This window comes from Mesorhizobium sp. ES1-1, from assembly GCF_020164785.1.
Taxonomy (GTDB): Bacteria; Pseudomonadota; Alphaproteobacteria; order Rhizobiales; family Rhizobiaceae; genus Mesorhizobium.
Map to the genome: position 1 here is coordinate 35043 of NZ_JAIUGX010000001.1, position 18287 is coordinate 53329.

Genomic DNA, 18287 nt, shown 5'->3' on the forward strand with positions numbered 1-18287 from the left:
GCGACATATCTATGACTTCTTCTCGCCAAGAACGCTTGCGCCAAGCTTTTCCAGTGAGGCCCGCAGCCCGTCATCCTCGATCGATCCCACCGCGACGGACAATTTGGCCTTCTCATCGGCCGTCAGGGGCCTGAGAGTTGGCCTCGGCCGCCCCTTGGTGGTCATGACCGGCTTCTGAACGATCTTGATGCGGCCAATGGCGTTGAAACCGAGGAAGGCGTTGACCCGTTTGATGATCTCGCTTGTCTCGTGCTGCAGATGGAGAGCCGCCATGCCCTCGCAGGCGATCACCAGCACAGCCGGCTCGAACGGATCGTCCTCATGCATGCGGCGCGGCCATTGGATCTTCTCGGGACGCGTGCGGTTGGCAAGGCGCGAGCCCGCAATCTCCTCCCATGATTGCACCAGGCCGATCGAGATGCCGGCGCGCTTGCGCAGCACCGGGTCGAGGATTTTGGTCGCAAGATCGCTTACCGGGACGGGATTGCCGTAGGACGTTCTCCCTGCCATGTACGTTCTCCAGCCGCCACGACCACCAGATACCGGCCCGGCCAAGACAGGATCAATGGCACCGCAGCATCAGACCCGCAAGGCCACGTCCCGGGATAGGTTGACATCCGCACCCGCCGATGACGGCGAGACCACCGCGTCGCGCCTGCTCGACTGGTACGATGCGCATCACCGCGAGCTGCCCTGGCGCGTCACGCCGCGCGAGCATGCAAACGGCGTGCGACCCGATCCCTACCGCATCTGGCTCTCCGAGGTCATGCTGCAGCAGACGACCGTCGAGGCGGTGAAATCCTATTTCCGCGCCTTTGTCGAGAAATGGCCCGACGTCGAGGCGCTGGCGGCGGCACCGACCGAGGATGTGATGAAGGCCTGGGCCGGGCTCGGCTACTACTCCCGCGCCCGCAATCTCAAGGCCTGCGCCGATCTGGTGGCCAAGCGCGGCGGCCGGTTTCCCGACACCGAAGCCGCCTTGAGGGACCTGCCTGGCATCGGCGCGTATACCTCGGCGGCCATCACGGCGATCGCCTTCGACCGCCCGGCCGCCGTGGTCGACGGCAATGTCGAACGCGTCGTCTCGCGGCTTTTTTCGATTGCCACTCCGCTGAGCGAGGCCAAGCCCGAGATACGCGGCCATGTCGAGCGGATGGTACCGGCGACAAGACCGGGTGACTTCGCCCAGGCGATGATGGATCTCGGCGCCACGATCTGTACGCCGCGCCGGCCGCGCTGCATGCTGTGCCCCCTGCGCGACGACTGCAGTGCCGTCGCGACAGGCGATCCCGAGCATTTTCCGGTGCGTTTGCCAAAGGCCGACAAACCGCTGCGGCGCGGAGCCGCCTTCGTCGCGGTCAGGAGCGACGGCGCAATTCTTCTGCGCAAGCGCGCGGAGAAAGGCTTGCTCGGCGGCATGACCGAGGTGCCCACCACCGACTGGACGGCGCGGATCGACGGCGCCAACACGGTTGCCGCCGCCCCCTTTCCGGCCGACTGGCAGAGCAGCGGGCGCATTGCGCATGTCTTCACCCATTTCACGCTCGAGCTCGAAATTTTCCGTGCCGTCACCACTGGCGTGACGCCGGCCGGCCATTTCTGGTCGTTGCCCGCCGACATATCGGGAGAGGCGTTGCCAACCGTCATGAAAAAAGCAATCGAGGCCGCGATACCGGGCGCGACCAAGAAGCCACGACCGAATTGAATGAGGACTGCATGACTGAAATCCGCCACATCGTGTTCGACATCGGCAGAGTGCTGATCCACTACGATCCTCACATTCCGTTCAGCAGGCTCATCCCCGACGAGAACGAGCGGAAATGGTTCTTCGACAATGTCTGTACGCATGACTGGAATATCGAGCAGGATCGCGGCCGGACCTGGGAGGAGGCCGAGGCTCTGCTGATCGCGGAACACCCCGATCATGCGGACAACATCCGCAATTTCCGGCGTCATTGGCACGATATGGTACCGCATGCCTATGAAGACAGCGTCGCCATAATGGTCGGCCTGATCGAAAGCGGCCACGACGTGACGATGCTCACCAACTTTGCCGCCGATACGCTGGCCGAGGCGCGGCAGCGTTTCGATTTCCTCAATCGGCCGCGCGGCGTGACCATTTCCGGAGAGATCGGCAAGATAAAGCCGGATCGGGAGATCTACGACCATCACGTCGCGGCATTCGGCCTCGAACCGTCGGCCACGCTGTTCATTGACGACAGCCAGAAGAATGTCGACGGCGCCAAGGCGGCAGGCTGGCAATCGGTGCTGTTCACCGATGCAAAGACGCTTCAAGCAGACCTTGAACGCTTCGGAATCAAGGTGTGATCTGAATCGTTTGCGGTGACCGGGTGATATTTTGAATCAACGCAGTGCGCGGCACCGGACGGGGCTCACGCCCCTGCCCGCTCCATGCCGAGCCGGGCAATACGGCGAAGCTCGTCGATCGGGGTGAGACCGCCGCTGCGCTCATAGTGCCAGAAGGTCCAGCCGTTGCAGGCATCCAGACCCTGCACCTCGGCGCCGATCTTGTGGATGGAACCCGCACTTTGGCCGATCGCCACCGTGCCGTCGGCGCGCACCTTGGCGGCCCAGCGCTTCTTGGCGTCGTAGAGCGTGGCGCCGGGCATCATCAGGCCGGTGTCGATGAGACTGACGAAGGCAACGCGCGGCTCGGCGCGCTTGCCGGTCAAAACGGTCAGGTCGGCGCCCTCCAGCGGCCGCACCGCGGCGATGCGCTCGTTGGCGGCGTCGATATAGGCCTGCTCGCGCTCGATACCGACGAAGTGGCGGCCGAGGCGCTTGGCAACCGCCCCTGTGGTGCCCGAACCAAAGAACGGGTCGAGCACGATGTCGCCCGGCTTGGTGGAGGCCATCATGATGCGGGCAAGCAGTGCTTCCGGCTTCTGCGTCGGGTGAAGCTTGTCACCATTGTCGTTCTTCAGTCGCTCGCCGCCCGTGCAGATCGGGAAGAGCCAGTCCGAGCGCATCTGGATGTCGTCGTTCGAGGCCTTCATGGCCTCATAGTTGAAGGTGTAGCCCTTGCCCTTCTGGTCGCGCGAGGCCCAGATCATTGTCTCATGCGCGTTCTGGAAGCGGCGGCCGCGGAAGTTCGGCATCGGATTGGTCTTGCGCCAGACCACGTCATTGAGGATCCAGAAGCCGAGATCCTGCATCTTGGCGCCGACCCGGAAGATGTTGTGATAGGAGCCGATGACCCAGATCGTGCCATTGGGCTTCAGCACGCGCCGCGCCGCCAAAAGCCAGGCGCGTGTGAAAGCGTCATAGGCCTCGAAGCTCTCGAACTGGTCCCACTCGTCGTCGACCGCGTCGACCTTCGACTGGTCGGGACGGTGCAGGTCGCCGTCGAGCTGAAGATTGTAGGGCGGGTCGGCAAAGATGACATCGATCGACTTCTCCGGCAGCCGATCGAGAGCGGCGACACAGTCGCCCTTCAGAATGGTGTCCAGCCACTCGGATTGCTGGGGGGCACGGGATAGCTCGTCGATAAGACGCACGGCTGACATTCTGACACCCAAGGCACGCGTTACTGTTTACTCCCGGTTATGGTTACCGATCAGCGTAAATATTCGGTGAAGGCTCAGAGATGGCCGTGCCAGTTTGCGAAGGCGCCCCTGTTGGTGTATGCCGCGCCGCCTGAGCCGTAAGAGGCTCCTCAATACTCCCATGTCCGGATCGCCATGCCCCAGCCAGACCTTGTCATCTTCGATTGCGACGGCGTCCTCGTCGATTCCGAAATCATCGCGGCGCGTGTGGAGGCCGAACTGCTGACCTTGGCGGGGTTTGAAATATCGGCCGAGGAATTGGCTGAAACCTATGCCGGCCTAACTTTCAAGGACATCATGATGAAGATCGAGGAGAAGTCGAGCATCCCTTTCCAGGCCTCGCTGATCGACCGTGCCGAGGATCTGGTGGACCGCAAGTTGCGCAGCGACGTCCGCGCCATCGATGGGGTGCGCGAGGCGGTCGCGGCGGTAACGGCGCCACACTGCGTCTGCTCGAACTCGCGCTCAGAGCGGATCGAATTCATGCTCGAGAAGGTGCATCTGCTGCCGTTTTTCTCCGGCCGGATTTTTTCGGCCCTGGAGATACCCACCAAGAAGACCAAGCCTGCCCCTGATGTATTCCTGTTTGCCGCCGAAAAGCTCGGTGCTGATCCGGCAAACACCTTCGTCATCGAGGATTCCGTGCACGGCGTCCACGGCGCAAGGGCAGCGGGCATGCGCGTCATAGGGTTCACAGGCGCGAGCCACAGCTATCCTGGCCATGCCGACGCACTGACGGAGGCTGGCGCAGAAACGGTGATACGCCGCTGGTCCGAACTCAAAAGCGTCATTGCCGCTCTGTCGGTGTGGTCGGACGCCTGAAAGCGTGCGGCGCGCCGCACGCTTCATGCCAAGCCGGGACCTAGTTCGTCGCGGCTCTCTTCTTCTTGCGGGTCTTCCCCGGCTTTCCGGTCGGCCCCTTCGGCGCGGTCTCATCATAGCCCGCGTAGGCCTGATAGTCCTGCGCGGTCGGCTCCGGCACGACAATGTTGGAATCGGTGAAGACGAACTGAGTGGCCACCGATGGGTCGGTAACCTGGACCTGGTACTGATGAATCTGCGAGTAGAGCACGTCGGTGCCATGCATCACGGCAGTTCGGATGGGCATGGTTATGGTGCCTGGCGAGAACTTCGGTCCCGGAACAATCCTGCCCGCGACGGCGATCTTCATCGTCAGCTGGCCGTCGGCACGGCTGCAGTCGCGCGTCACGTCGCTGATCGAGGCCTGATAGATTATCCTCGCCGAATCCTCCGCCGGCGCGGCAGCGGCGGCGTCGGCCTCCGCTTGTGCGGCGGCGTCCTGCGCGGCGTCGCCGGTCTTCTTGAGTTTAGGCCTGGGCTTCTGAACGTCGTTGACATAGGTGTTGAAGAAAGCGGTGCCGTCGCGCACCGTTACCCGCGGGCAATAGGCGCGGAGCTGGCTGGCCAGGATCTTCGGATCCTGGGGCGGAGGAGGAGCCGCTGGGTCCTTGTTGCCGATGCCAAGATTAAGGATGCCATTGTCGCCGGATTGGCATCCCGCGGCGGCAAGCATAAAGCCGGTGAGCGCAAGACCCGCGAAAAAGCGGCCGCTGAATGTGTGAAACGCCATGAAACTGCACTTCCCTCTCGCAAAGCTGGTGACCTATATCAACCGCGCGGCAAAAATGCGACTGATCCAGCGCGGAAATTAACCACCTTCCGGTGGATGGAAACGACAAGCAGTAACGGATTTGTGACATGCGCTATGTGAGTACCCGCGGCGAGGCACCAGTACTTGGATTTTCGGACGCCGTGCTGGCGGGACTGGCACGCGATGGCGGGCTCTACGTGCCGCAGGAGTGGCCGCATTTTTCCCCAGCCGAAATCCGCGCCATGCGCGGCCTCGCCTACCCCGATCTTGCGATCCGTCTGCTGTCGCCCTTCCTTGGCGATGAAATTCCGGCCGCTGTTTTCGAACGACTTGTCCGCGAGGCTTATGCCACCTTCCGTCACCCGGCCGTATGCCCGCTTGTGCAGACCGGACCCAACACATTCATCCTGGAGCTTTTCCACGGGCCGACGCTTGCCTTCAAGGACGTGGCGATGCAGTTACTGGCCCGCCTGATGGACTATGTGCTGACCGAGCGCGACCAGCATGCGACGATTGTGGGCGCCACGTCCGGCGACACCGGCGGAGCGGCCATCGACGCGTTTGCCGGGCGCGACCGCACCGACATCTTCATCCTTTTCCCACATGACCGGGTCTCGCCGGTGCAGCAGCGGCAGATGACGACATCGAGCGCGCAAAACGTCCATGCACTGGCGATCGAAGGCAATTTCGATGACTGCCAAGGCTTGCTGAAGGACATGTTCAACGATCATGGCTTTCGCGACCGGGTGGCCCTTTCTGGCGTCAATTCGATCAACTGGGCGCGCATCATGACCCAGATCGTCTACTATTTCTCGTCAGCGCTGTCGCTAGGGGCACCGGATCGACCCGTCTCCTTCACGGTTCCCACCGGCAATTTCGGCGACATCTTCGCCGGCTATGCGGCCAAGAAGATGGGGCTACCAATCGAGCGGCTGATCATAGCCACCAACGACAATGACATCCTGGCACGCACCTTCGAAACGGGCGAATACCGCACCAAGGGAGTCTTCGCCACCACCTCGCCGTCCATGGACATCCAGGTGTCGTCGAATTTCGAGCGCCTGTTGTTCGAGGCGTCCGGCCGGAACGCGGCAACCGTGCGGCGCTACATGGACGGTCTCAAACAGTCCGGCGCCTTCACGATCGAAGCGGCGGAGATGACCGGGATAAGATCCGAGTTCGATGCCGGCCGCGCCACCATGGACGAGGTTGCAGCGACAATCCGCTCGACCCTTGCGACCAGCGAGTATCTGCTCGATCCGCACACCGCAGCGGCCATGCATGTCGCAGCCGGCAGGACCGGCGGCGCCGTGCCAATGGTGGTGCTGGCGACCGCGCATCCGGCCAAGTTCCCCGCGGCGGTCTTGGCCGCCAGCAGCGTCTCCCCCGCCCTGCCCGCCTGGCTAGGCGGGTTGATGACGGCAGAGGAAAAATACACGGTACTTCCATCCGACCTGAAAATGGTGGAAGATTACGTCGGCAGCCGCGCGCGAGCGGCGCTGTAAGGCGCGTCGTCTCGAAACGGATCAGACAACGCGCCTTAAGCTTTTGTTTTCGTGCATGTCGTTATCTCGAAACCGCGTCCATTTCTGAGCGACATGCAACAGGGAGTAGTAGCCATATGGGTGTTGAGGTAAGCCGTCTGTCGAACGGCCTGACAGTCGCCACCGAAACCCTTCCAAGCATCGAATCGGTTGCCCTGGGCGCCTGGGTCAAGTCAGGTGCCCGCAATGAGCGTGAAGACGAGCATGGCATGGCCCATTTGCTCGAGCATATGGCTTTCAAGGGCACGAAAAGGCGAAGCGCTTTCGAAATCGCCTCGGAAATCGAGGATGTCGGCGGCGAGATCAATGCCGCCACCAGCGTCGAGACAACTTCCTATTATGCCAGGGTGCTCTCCGACGACGTGCCGCTGGCGGTCGATATTCTCGCAGACATCCTGCAGGAATCCGAATTCGATCCGCAGGAGCTGGAACGCGAGCAGCATGTCATCCTGCAGGAGATCGGCGCCGCGCACGATACGCCCGACGACATCGTCTTCGACCGTTTCACCGAGACCGCCTTTCGCCACCAGACGATCGGCCGTTCGATATTGGGCACGCCCGAAACCGTCAAATCCTTCACTTCGAAGCAGTTGCACGATTTCATCGAACGGCAATATGGCGCTGAAAGCATGGTGATCGTCGCGGCCGGCGACATCAAGCACGACAATTTCGTGCGGGAAGTCGAGAAGCAGCTTGGCGGCTTCCGCAGCAAGACCGACGGCACCATCCCGCAATACGCACAATATGTCGGCGGCGACTTCCGCGAGGACCGCGACCTGATGGACGCGCAGATCGTCCTCGGCTTCGAAGGCCGCGCCTATCATGTGCGCGACTTCTACGCCTCGCAGGTGCTTTCGATGATCCTCGGCGGCGGCATGTCATCGCGGCTGTTCCAGGAGGTCCGCGAGAAGCGCGGCCTTTGTTATTCTGTCTATGCCTTCCATTGGGGCTTCTCCGATACCGGCATATTCGGCGTCCATGCGGCGACCGGCCAGAGCGATATCGCCGAGCTGGTGCCGGTCATCATCGACGAATTGCAGAAGGCTGGTGAAAACATTCTGCAGGAAGAACTCGACCGGGCTCGCGCGCAATATCGCGCCGGGCTGATCATGTCCGCCGAAAGCCCAGCCAGCCGCGCTTCGCAAATCGCGCGGCAACTGCTGCTCTTCGGACGGCCGATCGCCAAGGAGGAACTCATGGAAAGGTTGTCGGCGCTGACAACCGGGCGGCTGACCGATCTGTCATCGCGACTGTTCTCGACCAAGCCGACGCTGACCGCCGTGGGTCCGGTGGGCACGCTTGCGCCTTACGAGGCAATCCTCGATTCGCTCCCAGGCGCGCGGACCACTGCCCGCAAGCTCGCCGTCTAAGCCTTCAACACGTCGTGTTCGCGCTCCCTTTCTTTCGCCGAGATCTGCCGGCACTGAAAGGCAACCTCGTGACCCTTCGCGTGCCGTACACGAACGACTACCGCGAATGGTCGATGGTTCGAGGCGAAAGCCGCGCCTTTCTGGAGCCTTGGGAGCCACGCTGGACGCCCGACGAACTCGACCGTTCGGCATGGCGGCTGCGCATCAGCCGCTACCGCGAGGACTATGCGCAAGGAACGGCGGTAGCCTTTTTCATCTTCGAGAAAAGCAGCGGCAAGCTGGCGGGCGGCATCACGCTTGGCAACATCCGTCACGGCGTCTCGCAAAGCGGCCATGTCGGCTACTGGATCGGCGAGCGTTTCGGCGGTCGCGGGCTGATGACCGACGCGACCAAGGTGGTTGCCCGCTTCGCCTTCGATACGCTGAGGTTGCACCGGATCGAAGCCGCCTGTATTCCCGACAATATCAGGTCGATCCGAGTGCTTGAAAAAGCCGGATTCCGGCGCGAAGGACTTCTGCGATCCTATCTGAGGATCAACGGCATCTGGCAGGACCACTATCTCTACGCCCGGATCGCGGACGATCCGCCGGGCGCTGGAATGAAGGGCTGATTTTGACGAAATTCCTGCGCAACAGGCCGCTGTTGGCTTTTGTCCTGGCGACAATCGTGACGCTGTGCGCGGCCTCCTCGGCCCTTGCCGTCGAACCGATCAAGATCGCCCGCGACGATGTCGCGCTCGACCTGTCACGCGCTGTCCAGATCTACGTCAACCAGGGCGAGAATTTCCAGGTGTCGACCGCCCCCGGTCCGGACGGCATCGTGCGGCGCATCGAAGTCGAGGCCAATGACGCCCGCTCGACCGGCGACTGGGCGGTGTTCGCGCTGGCCAACACGACTGACCAGCAGCTCGACCGGCTGATCGTAGCGCCACATTTCCGGCTGGTGAATTCCGGCATAATCTGGCCCGATCTGGGCTCGACGCGTATAGCCGCAATCACGCCCAGCGAAGGTTTCGCGCTCGACCGCCAGACCAGCCCCGACGCCGATGTGTTCCGGGTGACGCTGAACCCCGGCACGGTCATCACCTTCATCGCCGAACTGGCCTCGCCGAAGCTGCCGCAGGTCTACCTTTGGGAACCCGAAGCCTACAAGGACTCGGTCAATTCCTACACGCTGTTTCGCGGCATCGTGATCGGCATAGCGGGCCTGTTGGCGCTGTTCCTGACGATCCTCTTCGTCGTCAAGGGAACCTCGATGTTCCCGGCGACGGCGGCGCTCGCCTGGGCCGTGCTGGCCTATATCTGCGTGGATTTCGGCTTCCTCAACAAGATCATTGAAATATCGCCGGGCAACGAGCAGATGTGGCGGGCGGGGACCGAGGTGGCCCTGGCAGCGACCTTCGTCGTCTTCCTGTTCGCCTATCTCAATCTCAATCGGTGGCACGGTCATTTCAGCTATGGCGCGCTGGTCTGGATCCTCGGGCTCCTGCTGATCGCCGGCGTCGCCATCGTCGATCCGGCGGTCGCCGCCGGCATCGCCAGGCTGTCCTTCGCCGCTACGGCGCTCACGGGCCTCGGCCTGATCATTTTCCTCGGAATACGCGGCTATGACCGCGCCATCATGCTGGTACCCAGTTGGGTCATGGTGCTGTTGTGGCTCTGCGGGTCGTGGATGGCGATCACCGGCATGCTCGACAACGACATTGCCCAGCCGGCGCTGGGCGGCGGCCTTATCCTGATCATCCTTCTGATCGGCTTCACCGTGATGCAGCACGCCCTCGCGGGCGGCGCATTACATCAGGGCCTGTTCTCCGATCTCGAGCGGCAGGCGCTGGCGGTGGCCGGATCAGGAGACACGGTTTGGGACTGGGACGTGCTGCGCGACCGCGTTGTCACCAAGCCCGATGTCAGCATCCAGCTCGGCCTGGCGCCCAACAGTCTCGGGGGCGCTGCGCGTAACTGGCTTCCGGTGCTGCATTCGGACGATCGAGACACTTTCCGCACGACGCTCGACGTGGTTCTCGAACACCGTCGCGGGCGCGTGTCGCAGAACTTTCGCCTGCGCGGCGCAGACGGACATTACCATTGGTTTGCGCTGCGCGCGCGGCCGGTCATCGGTTCCGATGGCGAAGTCATCCGTTGTGTCGGCACCATGGTCGACGTGACCGAGCAGAAGAAATCCGAGGAACGCCTGTTGCACGACGCCGTGCATGACAATCTGACCGGCCTGCCTAACCGCGAACTGCTGATGAACCGCCTGGAGGCGATCATCTCGATCGCACGCACGGAAGAGACGGTGCGTCCCACTGTCTTCGTCATCGACATCGACCGCTTCAAGCAGGTCAATGACGGGCTCGGCATTTCGGCCGGCGACACGATCCTGCTCACCATCGCGCGCCGTCTGCACCGGCTGCTCAAGCCGAAGGACTCGCTTTCGCGCTTCGCCGGCGATCAGTTTGCGCTGATGCTGCTTTCCGAGCAGGACCCCGCCCGCATTGCCGGCGTGGCGGATGCCATCAAGCATGCCATCAATAATCCGATCACCTTCGCCAAGCGCGAGATCGTGCTGACCGCTTCGATCGGGCTGATCACCTGGAACTCGCCGCAAATGTCGGCCGAGGACATGGTCAAGGATGCCGAACTCGCCATGCATCAGGCCAAGCGCTTCGGCGGCGACAGGATCGAGCCGTTCCGACCGGCGTTCCGCACGGTGGGTACCGACCGGCTGCAGTTCGAGTCCGATCTGCGCCGCGCCATCGAACGGCGCGAATTCACGCTCGCCTATCAGCCGATCGTGCGCCTGGAGGATGGCAGCGTCGCCGGCTTCGAGGCGCTGTTGCGCTGGGACCATCCTCGCCGCGGCATGATCCCGCCGGCGGATTTCATACCCGTCGCCGAAAGTTGCGGTCTCATCGTACAGCTTGGGCTGTTCGCCATGCAGCAGGCGGCGGAAGATCTCGCAGGCTGGCAAAAACAAATCGGCGACGCGCCGCTGTCGGTCTCGGTCAATCTTTCGAGCCGCCAGCTCATCCGCCGCGACCTGGTCAGTGACGTCCGCTCCGTCATCGCGCGGGCCAATCTGAAGCCGCGCTGCTTCCGGCTCGAGCTCACCGAATCGCTGGTGATGGATAATCCTGAGCAGACGGCGCATGTGCTGACCAAGCTCAAGCAGCTTGGCATCGGCCTGTCGCTGGACGATTTCGGCACAGGTTATTCATCCCTGGCCTATCTGACGCGGTTCCCATTCGACACCATCAAGATCGACAAGAGCTTCGTCGACGACACCACGCCGAAGCGCGCGGTGCTGCTGAAATCCATGGTCAATATGGCGCATGAGCTCGGCCTATCGGTGGTCGCCGAGGGCATCTCGGACGAAAGCGATGCGCTGGAACTGCGTCAAATGGGCTGCGAATATGTGCAAAGCTTCATGTTCGGCGCTCCGATGCCCGGCGACCAGGTGCTGAAGACGTTGAAGGAGCAATACCCGCTGGCTCGGGCCTAGAGGTTGAGGCCCGTCGGGCCTGCCCTTCGTGATCCACGGGTCTGCGCGTCGCTTCGCTCCTGCTTCGCCCTAGGATGACGAAGTCGGTAGGGCTCCTGCCATCATCGAACGGTGGCAGTCAGGCGTGGCCGGCGGCAAGGCTGAGATGTGCGAGGTCGATGCCGATCGAGGCAAGGATGCGGTCGTATTTGCGCTCAAGGTCGGTATCGAACAGAAGCTCTGTATTGGCCGGACAGGTGAGCCAGCCATTCTCGGCGATCTCGGTTTCCAGCTGACCGGCGCCCCAGCCCGAATAGCCCAGTGCCATCAGCGCCTGACGGGGGCCGCGCCCGGATGAGATGGCGCGCAAGATATCGACGGTCGCGGTCAGGCAGATATCGTCGGAAACGGTGAGCGAGGACTCCACACGGTAGTCGCCCGAATGCAGCACGAAGCCCCGGCTGCGGTCGACCGGACCGCCATTGCGCACGACGAAATCGCGCGCCTGGGCCGGCAGTCGGATCGCTTCCTGCTCGTCCATGATGCCCAGTTGCACGAGCAGATCGGGAAACAGCATCTGCTGCGTCTGGTTGATGATGAGCCCCATGGCGCCCTCATCGCTATGGGCGCAGATATAGATGACCGAACGCGTGAAACGGTCATCCTTCATGCCAGGCATGGCAATGAGGAACTGATCGTCGAGAAAGCCACGGGTGGCGGCTGTCTTCTTGTTGCGCAACAAGTCCATGACGATCAAAGTAACGCGTTTCCAAAGCGCCGAAAAGATGCCCGGTCAGGGATTCGACGAAGCCGATGCAGCGTTTCGGATACTGCCGCTCTGAAGAGGTCACGCAAATATGATACCGGCGAGACCATCAAGCCATTGCGCGGCCATGAACGGACGATCAAATCACGGCATGCAACGCCTGAGAATCCTGCTGCTGAGCGCTGCGCTCGGATCGGCCGCCGCTCTGCCCGCCGCCGCGTCCTCGTCGGCATGGTACAATAGCGAAGGCGGCAAGGTGCGGCTGGTGACTTCAGGCAAGCCCGATGATGCCGGGCGCATCCGTGGCGTTCTCGACATAGCGCTCAAGCCCGGGTGGAAGACCTATTGGCGCGATCCGGGCGATGCAGGCGTGCCGCCGCAGCTGGACCTATCTGCCAGCACCAACATCGCCGAGGCACGGCTCTCCTTTCCGGCGCCGCAGCGTCATGACGACGGCTATGGCAAGTGGGCCGGCTATGATTACCCGGTCTCGCTGCCCTTGGTGGTCACCCTATCTGCGGTGAAGGACCCAGCCATGATAGACGCCGATATATTTCTCGGTATCTGCGAGACGATCTGCATCCCGGTGCAGACCAGGCTGACCCTTGATCCCGCTTCCGACCCGGACAATGCCGAGGACGCCGCGCTGGTGAAGGCGGGTTTCCTGGCATTGCCGGCGGCCGCGAAGCCTGATTTCGGGGTGAAAATTCTGCCGGGAGATCACGAAACTTTGGTTGTCGAAGCAAGCTTTCCCGGCGATCCGGAAGCGGCGGATTTCTTCGTCGCGGGTGAGCGGGACTACATGTTCGGCGCCCCTGCCCGGAGCGAAAAGGACGGCAAGCTGATTTTCACAGTGCCAATCCTCGACCGTCCGTCGGCGACACCCACGGATGGCGGACTGCATTACACGCTGACGAGTTCAGCGGGCGCTGTCGAAGGAATCCTGCCTTTCCCTTGAGCCGGCTTGCCGGAAGGTTGCGGGAAGCGGTCGAGTTCGCTACGCAAGACAATTCTTCCCCAATTTTTCTAAGCGAGGAAACCATGAGCATTTCCGTTGGCGACAAGCTACCTGACGCGACTTTCAAGACGATGGGCGCCGACGGCGCGAAGTCGATGAGCTCGGCCGAGATTTTCACAGGCAAGAAAGTGGTCCTGTTCGGCGTTCCCGGCGCCTTTACGCCGACTTGCAGCAACAACCATCTGCCCGGCTATCTCGAAAACCTCGACGCCATCCTGGCGCGCGGCGTTGACACCGTTGCGGTCGTATCGGTCAACGACGTTCACGTCATGGGGGCCTGGGCGCGTTTCACCGGCGGCGAGGGCAAGATCCTTTTCCTTGCAGACGGCAATGGCGATTTCGCCAAGGCGACCGGTCTCGACGCCGATTACTCGGGTGGCGGGATGGGACTGCGTTCGAAGCGGTTCGCGATGATCGTCGACGACGGCAAGGTTACCGCGCTCAACGTCGAGACGAAGCCCGGTGTGGACGAGTCCGGAGCGGCTCATATTCTCGGACAGCTCTGAGCACACAGCCAAGCCGGGCGAGCAGCGGCCGGGCCGCCCTCGCCCGACGGCCGTTTGCGCTCCGACCTGAGGGCTTAGGGGACACCAACGATGCTGGACACCTTGTGCCGCGCTATCGTGATCGGCATCGGCGCCACGGCCCTGATGGATATCTGGGCGATCTTCCTCCACAAGGCGTTCGGCCAGCCACGGCCGAACTGGGCGCCGGTGGGGCGCTGGGTCTGGCATCTCGGTGACAGGGTCTTTCACGACGATATCGGTGATGCCGCGCCCTACGCTCATGAGTTGGCTCTGGGCTGGGCGTTTCACTATTTCGTTGGCATCGCCTACGGGATCATCCTGGTCCTGCTTGCCGGCACGGGTTGGTTGGCCGTGCCGACCTTCCTGCCGGCGTTCATATTTGGCATCGTCACCGTCGGCGCCGGCTGGTTCCTGCTCGCGCCCGGCCTGGGCGCCGGCTGGGCCGCTTCGAAACGCCCAAATCCGATGCGCATCAGGGCGCTGAACCTGATAGCGCACACGGTGTTCGCACTCGGGCTTTGGGGCACCGCGCTGCTGATCCGCTGAGTGGGTTGGGAGTCTGTCAGTAGCTCTGGGTCGAGCGCCGCGGCTTTGCCACCGCAGGCTGGCTTGGCCGCGCGGCAGGCTTCGGCGCCTCCGCCGGTCTGACCGGCCCTTTCTTGAACGGCGCCATGCCTTCGCGGGCGAGTTCGTCAGCCCGCTCGTTCTCGGCATGGCCGGCATGGCCCTTGACCCAGTTCCAGGTGACCTTGTGGCGCCGGTTCGCTTCATCCAGCGCCTGCCACAGTTCACCGTTCTTGACCGGCTTCTTGTCGGCGGTCTTCCAGCCGTTCTTCTTCCAGCCATGGATCCACTTTGAGATGCCGTCCATGACGTATTTGCTGTCGGTATGAAGCTCGACGATGCAAGGCTCCTTCAGTGCGTTCAACGCCGAAATCGCGGCAAGCAGTTCCATGCGGTTGTTGGTCGTCTCGGCTTCGCCGCCCGACAGTTCCTTGGTCTTGCCGTTGAAGCGCAGGATGGCGCCCCAGCCTCCGGGACCGGGATTGCCCGAACAGGCGCCGTCGGTGAAGATTTCAATCTGCTTGCTCATGATGCACCGTATTCGGCCAATCCATACTCCGACGCGGACCGGATCGCGCGGTGGAACCGCATCCTGCGGATGTATTCGGTCGGGTCGCGTTTCATCACAAGCCCGCCATCGGGAACGGTCAGCCAGTCGTACAGCCGGGTCAGCATGAAGCGCAGCGCAGAGCCGCGCGCCAGTATCGGCAGGGCCGCCTTTTCCGGGTCGCTCAGAGGGCGCACTGCCTGGTAGCCGGCCAACAAAGCCTTGCCCTTGGTGAGATTGAAGGAGAAATCCTTCTCGAAGCACCAGGCATTGAGGCAGGTCGCGACGTCATAGGCGTAGAGGTCGTTGCAGGCGAAATAGAAGTCGATCAGGCCGGAGAGCTCTTCGCCGAGGAAGAAGACGTTGTCAGGAAACAGATCGGCATGGATGATGCCCGCGGGAAGGTCCTTCGGCCAGTCACGCTCGAAATCGGCGAAATCGGCGTCGACCTCAGCCGCGAGGCCCGGTTCGACCTCATTGGCACGGTCGCGGGACGCGTGCCAGAGCTTGCGCCAGCCCTCGATGGCGAGCGCGTTCGAACGCGTCATCGGGAAATCCGCACCCGCCAGATGCAGCTGCGCCAGTGCCTTGCCCACTTCGGCGCAATGAGTGGTCGTAGGCCGACGCAGTGAAAGCCCCTCGAGGAAGGTGATGATGACCGCCGGCCGGCCGGAAAGCGTGCCGATGACGCTGCCGTCATGCGCGGTCACAGGCAGCGGGCAGGACACGCCCTTGTTGGCGAGATGACCCATCAGCCCGAGAAAGAATGGCAGATCCGCTTTCTCGACGCGCTTTTCGTAGAGCGTCAGGATGTAGGAACCGGTTGAGGTGTGCAGCAGGAAGTTCGAGTTTTCGGTGCCTTCGGCGATGCCCTTGTAGGACAGGAGATCGCCGACCGGATAGCGCTTCAGGAATGCGTCGAGTTCGCCTTCCGCAACGTCGGTATAGACCGCCATGTGCCTTACGCGGCTCCATTGACGAAGGCCATGTCGGCCCGCGTCAGTTCAACATCGCGCAATACCCGCATGACAGGGAAATCCTCTGTTTCCGTCGCCGTGATGGCCAAGTCGATTGTGACATCGAAGCGTTGCCGGAACCCGTCGATGATCTCGTCGACGATGATTTCCGGCGCCGAGGCTCCCGCCGACAGGCCAAGGGTGGAAATGCCCTTGATGTCATCCCACGGAATCTCTGCGGCGCGCTGCACGAGAAGCGACATCGTCGCGCCGGCACGCTCCGCCACTTCGACCAGACGGCGCGAATTAGAGGAATTGGGGGCGCCGACAATCAGGAACAGATCAGCTCCGGCCGCGGTCTCCTTGACCGCCTCCTGGCGATTGGTGGTGGCGTAGCAGATCGATTCCGCAGCGGGCGCCTGAAGGTCGGGAAAACGGTCCCTCAGGGCACGGATGATGCCGGCTGTGTCTTCGACGGACAATGTGGTCTGTGTGACGAAGCCGAGCGCCTGGGGATCGGCAGGTGTCAGCGTCGCGGCATCGGCTTCGGTCTCGACAAGCGTCACCGCGCCCTCCGGCAGCTGGCCCATCGTGCCGATCACCTCGGGATGTCCCGCGTGACCGATGAGAAGCACATGGCGTCCCAGCCGCTGATGGCGCATCGCCTGCTTGTGGACCTTCGACACCAGCGGACAGGTGGCATCGAGATAAAACAGATTGCGGGCCTGTGCATCGGCCGGCACCGATTTCGGCACCCCATGCGCCGAGAACACGACAGGCGCCTGGCGATGTTCGGGCGGGATTTCGGAAAGCTCCTCGATGAAAACGGCCCCCAGGCTCTGCAGTCCCTCGACGACATAGCGATTGTGCACGATCTCGTGGCGCACATAGACCGGCGCGCCATATTTCTTCAGCGCCAGGACGACGATCTGGATGGCGCGATCGACGCCTGCGCAAAAACCGCGCGGCTGGCAGAGCCGGATCGTCAGAGGAGGCTTGGTTGTTGTCTGCAGCATCAAATCCTGGCCGGTTCGTCAGCGCCGAAATGAGGTGCCCACCCCTGCCCTGTCAAGGGCGTCGGTTGAAAGAGGCGACAGCCGCGTTCATTCGTCCTTCGCAGGACGGCGGAGCCGCAGGATGAGCACGGCTGCGAGCGCGGCGGCAAGTCCGTACCAGGTCATCGCATATTGCAGATGGCTGTTCGGCAGATCGATGATGGTAACGCCTCCGATCGGCAGACCACCGGGATTTGTCGTCTTGTCGGCATCGATAAAGATCGGCACCAGCGTGAACCCGGCCGGCAGGCCGGCGCTCGCCGCCATCAGGTCGCGGTCCTTCCAGTAGAAGATGTTCTTGGCGACATCGTTGTCGGGAAGCATAATGGACGGCTTGCCCGGCAGCGGATTTCGGGCAAGTCCGGTGACCGTCACCCTGCCTGTCACCTGGCCTTTCGGGCGCTTGGCGGAGTCTTTGAGGTCATAGGGGATGAAGCCGCGATTGATCAGAACGAAGCGGCCGTCATCTAGGGCAAGTGGCGTATAGACATTGAAACCGGCTTCGCCTTCCCAGGTCGAATAGAAATGCCGTTCGGCCGCGTGCAGGAAAGTTCCGCTGACCGTCACTGGCGTGTAGTCGACATCTCCGGAAGCGGCGAACTGCCTTTCGACATCGGCCAGCGGCCGGGGTGCTGAATGGGTGCGCTGGTCGATGGTCTGCAGCAGGGCTTCCTTCCACTGCAGGCGCTGCACCTGCCAGGTGCCGAGCGCCAGCAGGATCGCCAGGAGCATCAGGCCAAGGCCGAGCAGCAACGCGGTCCGCGGCCGCGAACGGCCGGTCGCTCTGACGGATGTCTCGCTCACTCGCCGCGATCCAGACGACCCTCGGCCGCCTTGTTGGCGTATTGCAGGGTGAGCAACACGCCTTTGATCAGCCGAAGCGCCGTCAGGCAGAGCGCCAAGGCGAGCGGGATCCATATCAGCAGATGCAGCCACAGGGGCGGGCTTAGGTTGACTTCGACCCAGAGCGCAAGACCGACAATGAGAAAGCCTATGATCAGGATGACGAAGACCGCCGGCCCGTCGCCGGCATCGGCGTAGGAATAGTCGAGACCGCAATTGGCGCAGCGCTTGGCGACGGTGAGGAAACCGGAGAACAGCCGGCCCTCGCCGCAGCGTGGGCAACGGCCATGCAGGCCGGCGGAAATCGGATCGATCGGAGGCCAGATCGCCTTGTCGTCACTCATGAATAATGTCTTCGCTCATGCTCTAAAGCGATCGCGCTGAAATGGAACCGTGCGACGCGCTTTGAATTTCGTTTGATGCATGTCCCCAAAACCG

19 protein-coding genes are annotated in these 18287 nt (G+C 62.6%); 10 read left to right on the forward strand and 9 right to left on the reverse strand.

Going from position 1 to position 18287, the window contains the following annotated elements; genetic code table 11:
* Positions 1 to 9 precede the first annotated feature (9 nt).
* Positions 10 to 510 (reverse strand): DUF721 domain-containing protein, encoded by a 501-nt coding sequence (locus LB513_RS00125; protein ID WP_224661419.1) that lies wholly within the window; start codon positions 508 to 510, stop codon positions 10 to 12.
* Positions 511 to 565: 55 nt separating this feature from the next.
* Here LB513_RS00125 and mutY point away from each other — a divergent pair, with 55 nt between their 5' ends.
* A complete protein-coding gene (gene mutY / locus LB513_RS00130; protein WP_224661420.1) occupies positions 566 to 1705 on the forward strand; it encodes an A/G-specific adenine glycosylase in 1140 nt (379 codons plus the stop codon).
* Positions 1706 to 1716: 11 nt separating this feature from the next.
* On the forward strand, positions 1717 to 2328 hold the full coding sequence (locus tag LB513_RS00135; protein WP_224661421.1) for an HAD family hydrolase: 612 nt from the start codon (positions 1717 to 1719) through the stop codon (positions 2326 to 2328).
* Positions 2329 to 2393: 65 nt separating this feature from the next.
* Here LB513_RS00135 and LB513_RS00140 read toward each other — a convergent pair whose 3' ends face one another.
* Entirely contained in the window at positions 2394 to 3527 is a 1134-nt protein-coding gene (locus LB513_RS00140; RefSeq protein WP_224661422.1) for a site-specific DNA-methyltransferase, read from the reverse strand.
* A 174-nt stretch (positions 3528 to 3701) separates the two neighbouring features.
* Here LB513_RS00140 and LB513_RS00145 point away from each other — a divergent pair, with 174 nt between their 5' ends.
* Complete coding sequence (locus tag LB513_RS00145) at positions 3702 to 4388, forward strand: HAD family hydrolase (protein WP_224661423.1); 687 nt, start codon at positions 3702 to 3704, stop codon at positions 4386 to 4388.
* A gap of 40 nt (positions 4389 to 4428) precedes the next feature.
* Here LB513_RS00145 and LB513_RS00150 read toward each other — a convergent pair whose 3' ends face one another.
* Positions 4429 to 5157 (reverse strand): hypothetical protein, encoded by a 729-nt coding sequence (locus LB513_RS00150; protein ID WP_224661424.1) that lies wholly within the window; start codon positions 5155 to 5157, stop codon positions 4429 to 4431.
* A 128-nt stretch (positions 5158 to 5285) separates the two neighbouring features.
* Between LB513_RS00150 and thrC the strand changes: the two genes are divergently transcribed.
* The 4 genes from thrC to LB513_RS00170 all read left to right on the forward strand — a co-directional run bounded on the left by thrC (position 5286) and on the right by LB513_RS00170 (position 11594).
* The gene (gene thrC / locus LB513_RS00155; RefSeq protein WP_224661425.1) at positions 5286 to 6683 is read left to right on the forward strand and encodes a threonine synthase; all 1398 of its coding nucleotides are present in this window, start codon (positions 5286 to 5288) and stop codon (positions 6681 to 6683) included.
* A gap of 116 nt (positions 6684 to 6799) precedes the next feature.
* Positions 6800 to 8092, forward strand: coding sequence for a M16 family metallopeptidase (locus tag LB513_RS00160; RefSeq protein WP_224661426.1), 1293 nt, complete (start codon positions 6800 to 6802; stop codon positions 8090 to 8092).
* Positions 8093 to 8106: 14 nt separating this feature from the next.
* Positions 8107 to 8703, forward strand: coding sequence for a GNAT family N-acetyltransferase (locus tag LB513_RS00165; protein ID WP_224661427.1), 597 nt, complete (start codon positions 8107 to 8109; stop codon positions 8701 to 8703).
* 2 nt (positions 8704 to 8705) lie between these two features.
* Positions 8706 to 11594, forward strand: coding sequence for an EAL domain-containing protein (locus tag LB513_RS00170; RefSeq protein WP_224661428.1), 2889 nt, complete (start codon positions 8706 to 8708; stop codon positions 11592 to 11594).
* Between the two features lie 118 nt (positions 11595 to 11712).
* Here the strand turns inward: LB513_RS00170 and LB513_RS00175 are convergent, their stop codons facing one another.
* Positions 11713 to 12321 (reverse strand): YqgE/AlgH family protein, encoded by a 609-nt coding sequence (locus tag LB513_RS00175; RefSeq protein ID WP_224661910.1) that lies wholly within the window; start codon positions 12319 to 12321, stop codon positions 11713 to 11715.
* Between the two features lie 169 nt (positions 12322 to 12490).
* Here LB513_RS00175 and LB513_RS00180 point away from each other — a divergent pair, with 169 nt between their 5' ends.
* The 3 genes from LB513_RS00180 to LB513_RS00190 all read left to right on the forward strand — a co-directional run bounded on the left by LB513_RS00180 (position 12491) and on the right by LB513_RS00190 (position 14430).
* Positions 12491 to 13297, forward strand: coding sequence for a protein-disulfide reductase DsbD domain-containing protein (locus tag LB513_RS00180; protein ID WP_224661429.1), 807 nt, complete (start codon positions 12491 to 12493; stop codon positions 13295 to 13297).
* A gap of 83 nt (positions 13298 to 13380) precedes the next feature.
* On the forward strand, positions 13381 to 13863 hold the full coding sequence (locus LB513_RS00185; RefSeq protein ID WP_224661430.1) for a peroxiredoxin: 483 nt from the start codon (positions 13381 to 13383) through the stop codon (positions 13861 to 13863).
* 90 nt (positions 13864 to 13953) lie between these two features.
* Positions 13954 to 14430 carry a DUF2938 domain-containing protein gene (locus LB513_RS00190; protein ID WP_224661431.1) on the forward strand — a complete coding sequence of 159 codons (477 nt, stop codon included), beginning with the start codon at positions 13954 to 13956 and terminating at the stop codon, positions 14428 to 14430.
* A gap of 16 nt (positions 14431 to 14446) precedes the next feature.
* Here the strand turns inward: LB513_RS00190 and rnhA are convergent, their stop codons facing one another.
* The 5 genes from rnhA to LB513_RS00215 form a co-directional block, all read right to left on the reverse strand.
* Complete coding sequence (gene rnhA, locus LB513_RS00195; protein WP_224661432.1) at positions 14447 to 14977, reverse strand: ribonuclease HI; 531 nt, start codon at positions 14975 to 14977, stop codon at positions 14447 to 14449.
* On the reverse strand, positions 14974 to 15951 hold the full coding sequence (locus tag LB513_RS00200) for a homoserine kinase (RefSeq protein ID WP_224661433.1): 978 nt from the start codon (positions 15949 to 15951) through the stop codon (positions 14974 to 14976). The genes rnhA and LB513_RS00200 overlap by 4 nt, the downstream gene beginning before the upstream one ends.
* A 5-nt stretch (positions 15952 to 15956) precedes the next feature.
* Positions 15957 to 16967: a 4-hydroxy-3-methylbut-2-enyl diphosphate reductase gene (gene ispH, locus LB513_RS00205; protein WP_224661434.1), complete on the reverse strand. Its 1011-nt coding sequence runs from the start codon at positions 16965 to 16967 to the stop codon at positions 15957 to 15959.
* Positions 16968 to 17054: 87 nt separating this feature from the next.
* Positions 17055 to 17810 carry an SURF1 family protein gene (locus LB513_RS00210; protein ID WP_224661435.1) on the reverse strand — a complete coding sequence of 252 codons (756 nt, stop codon included), beginning with the start codon at positions 17808 to 17810 and terminating at the stop codon, positions 17055 to 17057.
* On the reverse strand, positions 17807 to 18193 hold the full coding sequence (locus tag LB513_RS00215) for a DUF983 domain-containing protein (protein ID WP_224661436.1): 387 nt from the start codon (positions 18191 to 18193) through the stop codon (positions 17807 to 17809). The genes LB513_RS00210 and LB513_RS00215 overlap by 4 nt, the downstream gene beginning before the upstream one ends.
* Between the last annotated feature and the right edge of the window lie 94 nt (positions 18194 to 18287).

Bases quoted from the DNA above. Each gene is read 5' to 3' on its own strand.
- LB513_RS00125 (WP_224661419.1), bottom strand. From the start codon at position 510: ATGGCAGGGAGAACGTCCTACGGCAATCCCGTCCCGGTAAGCGATCTT.
- mutY (WP_224661420.1), top strand. From the start codon at position 566: ATGGCACCGCAGCATCAGACCCGCAAGGCCACGTCCCGGGATAGGTTG.
- LB513_RS00135 (WP_224661421.1), top strand. From the start codon at position 1,717: ATGACTGAAATCCGCCACATCGTGTTCGACATCGGCAGAGTGCTGATC.
- LB513_RS00140 (WP_224661422.1), bottom strand. From the start codon at position 3,527: ATGTCAGCCGTGCGTCTTATCGACGAGCTATCCCGTGCCCCCCAGCAA.
- LB513_RS00145 (WP_224661423.1), top strand. From the start codon at position 3,702: ATGCCCCAGCCAGACCTTGTCATCTTCGATTGCGACGGCGTCCTCGTC.
- LB513_RS00150 (WP_224661424.1), bottom strand. From the start codon at position 5,157: ATGGCGTTTCACACATTCAGCGGCCGCTTTTTCGCGGGTCTTGCGCTC.
- thrC (WP_224661425.1), top strand. From the start codon at position 5,286: ATGCGCTATGTGAGTACCCGCGGCGAGGCACCAGTACTTGGATTTTCG.
- LB513_RS00160 (WP_224661426.1), top strand. From the start codon at position 6,800: ATGGGTGTTGAGGTAAGCCGTCTGTCGAACGGCCTGACAGTCGCCACC.
- LB513_RS00175 (WP_224661910.1), bottom strand. From the start codon at position 12,321: ATGGACTTGTTGCGCAACAAGAAGACAGCCGCCACCCGTGGCTTTCTC.
- LB513_RS00180 (WP_224661429.1), top strand. From the start codon at position 12,491: ATGCAACGCCTGAGAATCCTGCTGCTGAGCGCTGCGCTCGGATCGGCC.
- LB513_RS00185 (WP_224661430.1), top strand. From the start codon at position 13,381: ATGAGCATTTCCGTTGGCGACAAGCTACCTGACGCGACTTTCAAGACG.
- LB513_RS00190 (WP_224661431.1), top strand. From the start codon at position 13,954: ATGCTGGACACCTTGTGCCGCGCTATCGTGATCGGCATCGGCGCCACG.
- rnhA (WP_224661432.1), bottom strand. From the start codon at position 14,977: ATGAGCAAGCAGATTGAAATCTTCACCGACGGCGCCTGTTCGGGCAAT.
- LB513_RS00200 (WP_224661433.1), bottom strand. From the start codon at position 15,951: ATGGCGGTCTATACCGACGTTGCGGAAGGCGAACTCGACGCATTCCTG.
- ispH (WP_224661434.1), bottom strand. From the start codon at position 16,967: ATGCTGCAGACAACAACCAAGCCTCCTCTGACGATCCGGCTCTGCCAG.
- LB513_RS00215 (WP_224661436.1), bottom strand. From the start codon at position 18,193: ATGAGTGACGACAAGGCGATCTGGCCTCCGATCGATCCGATTTCCGCC.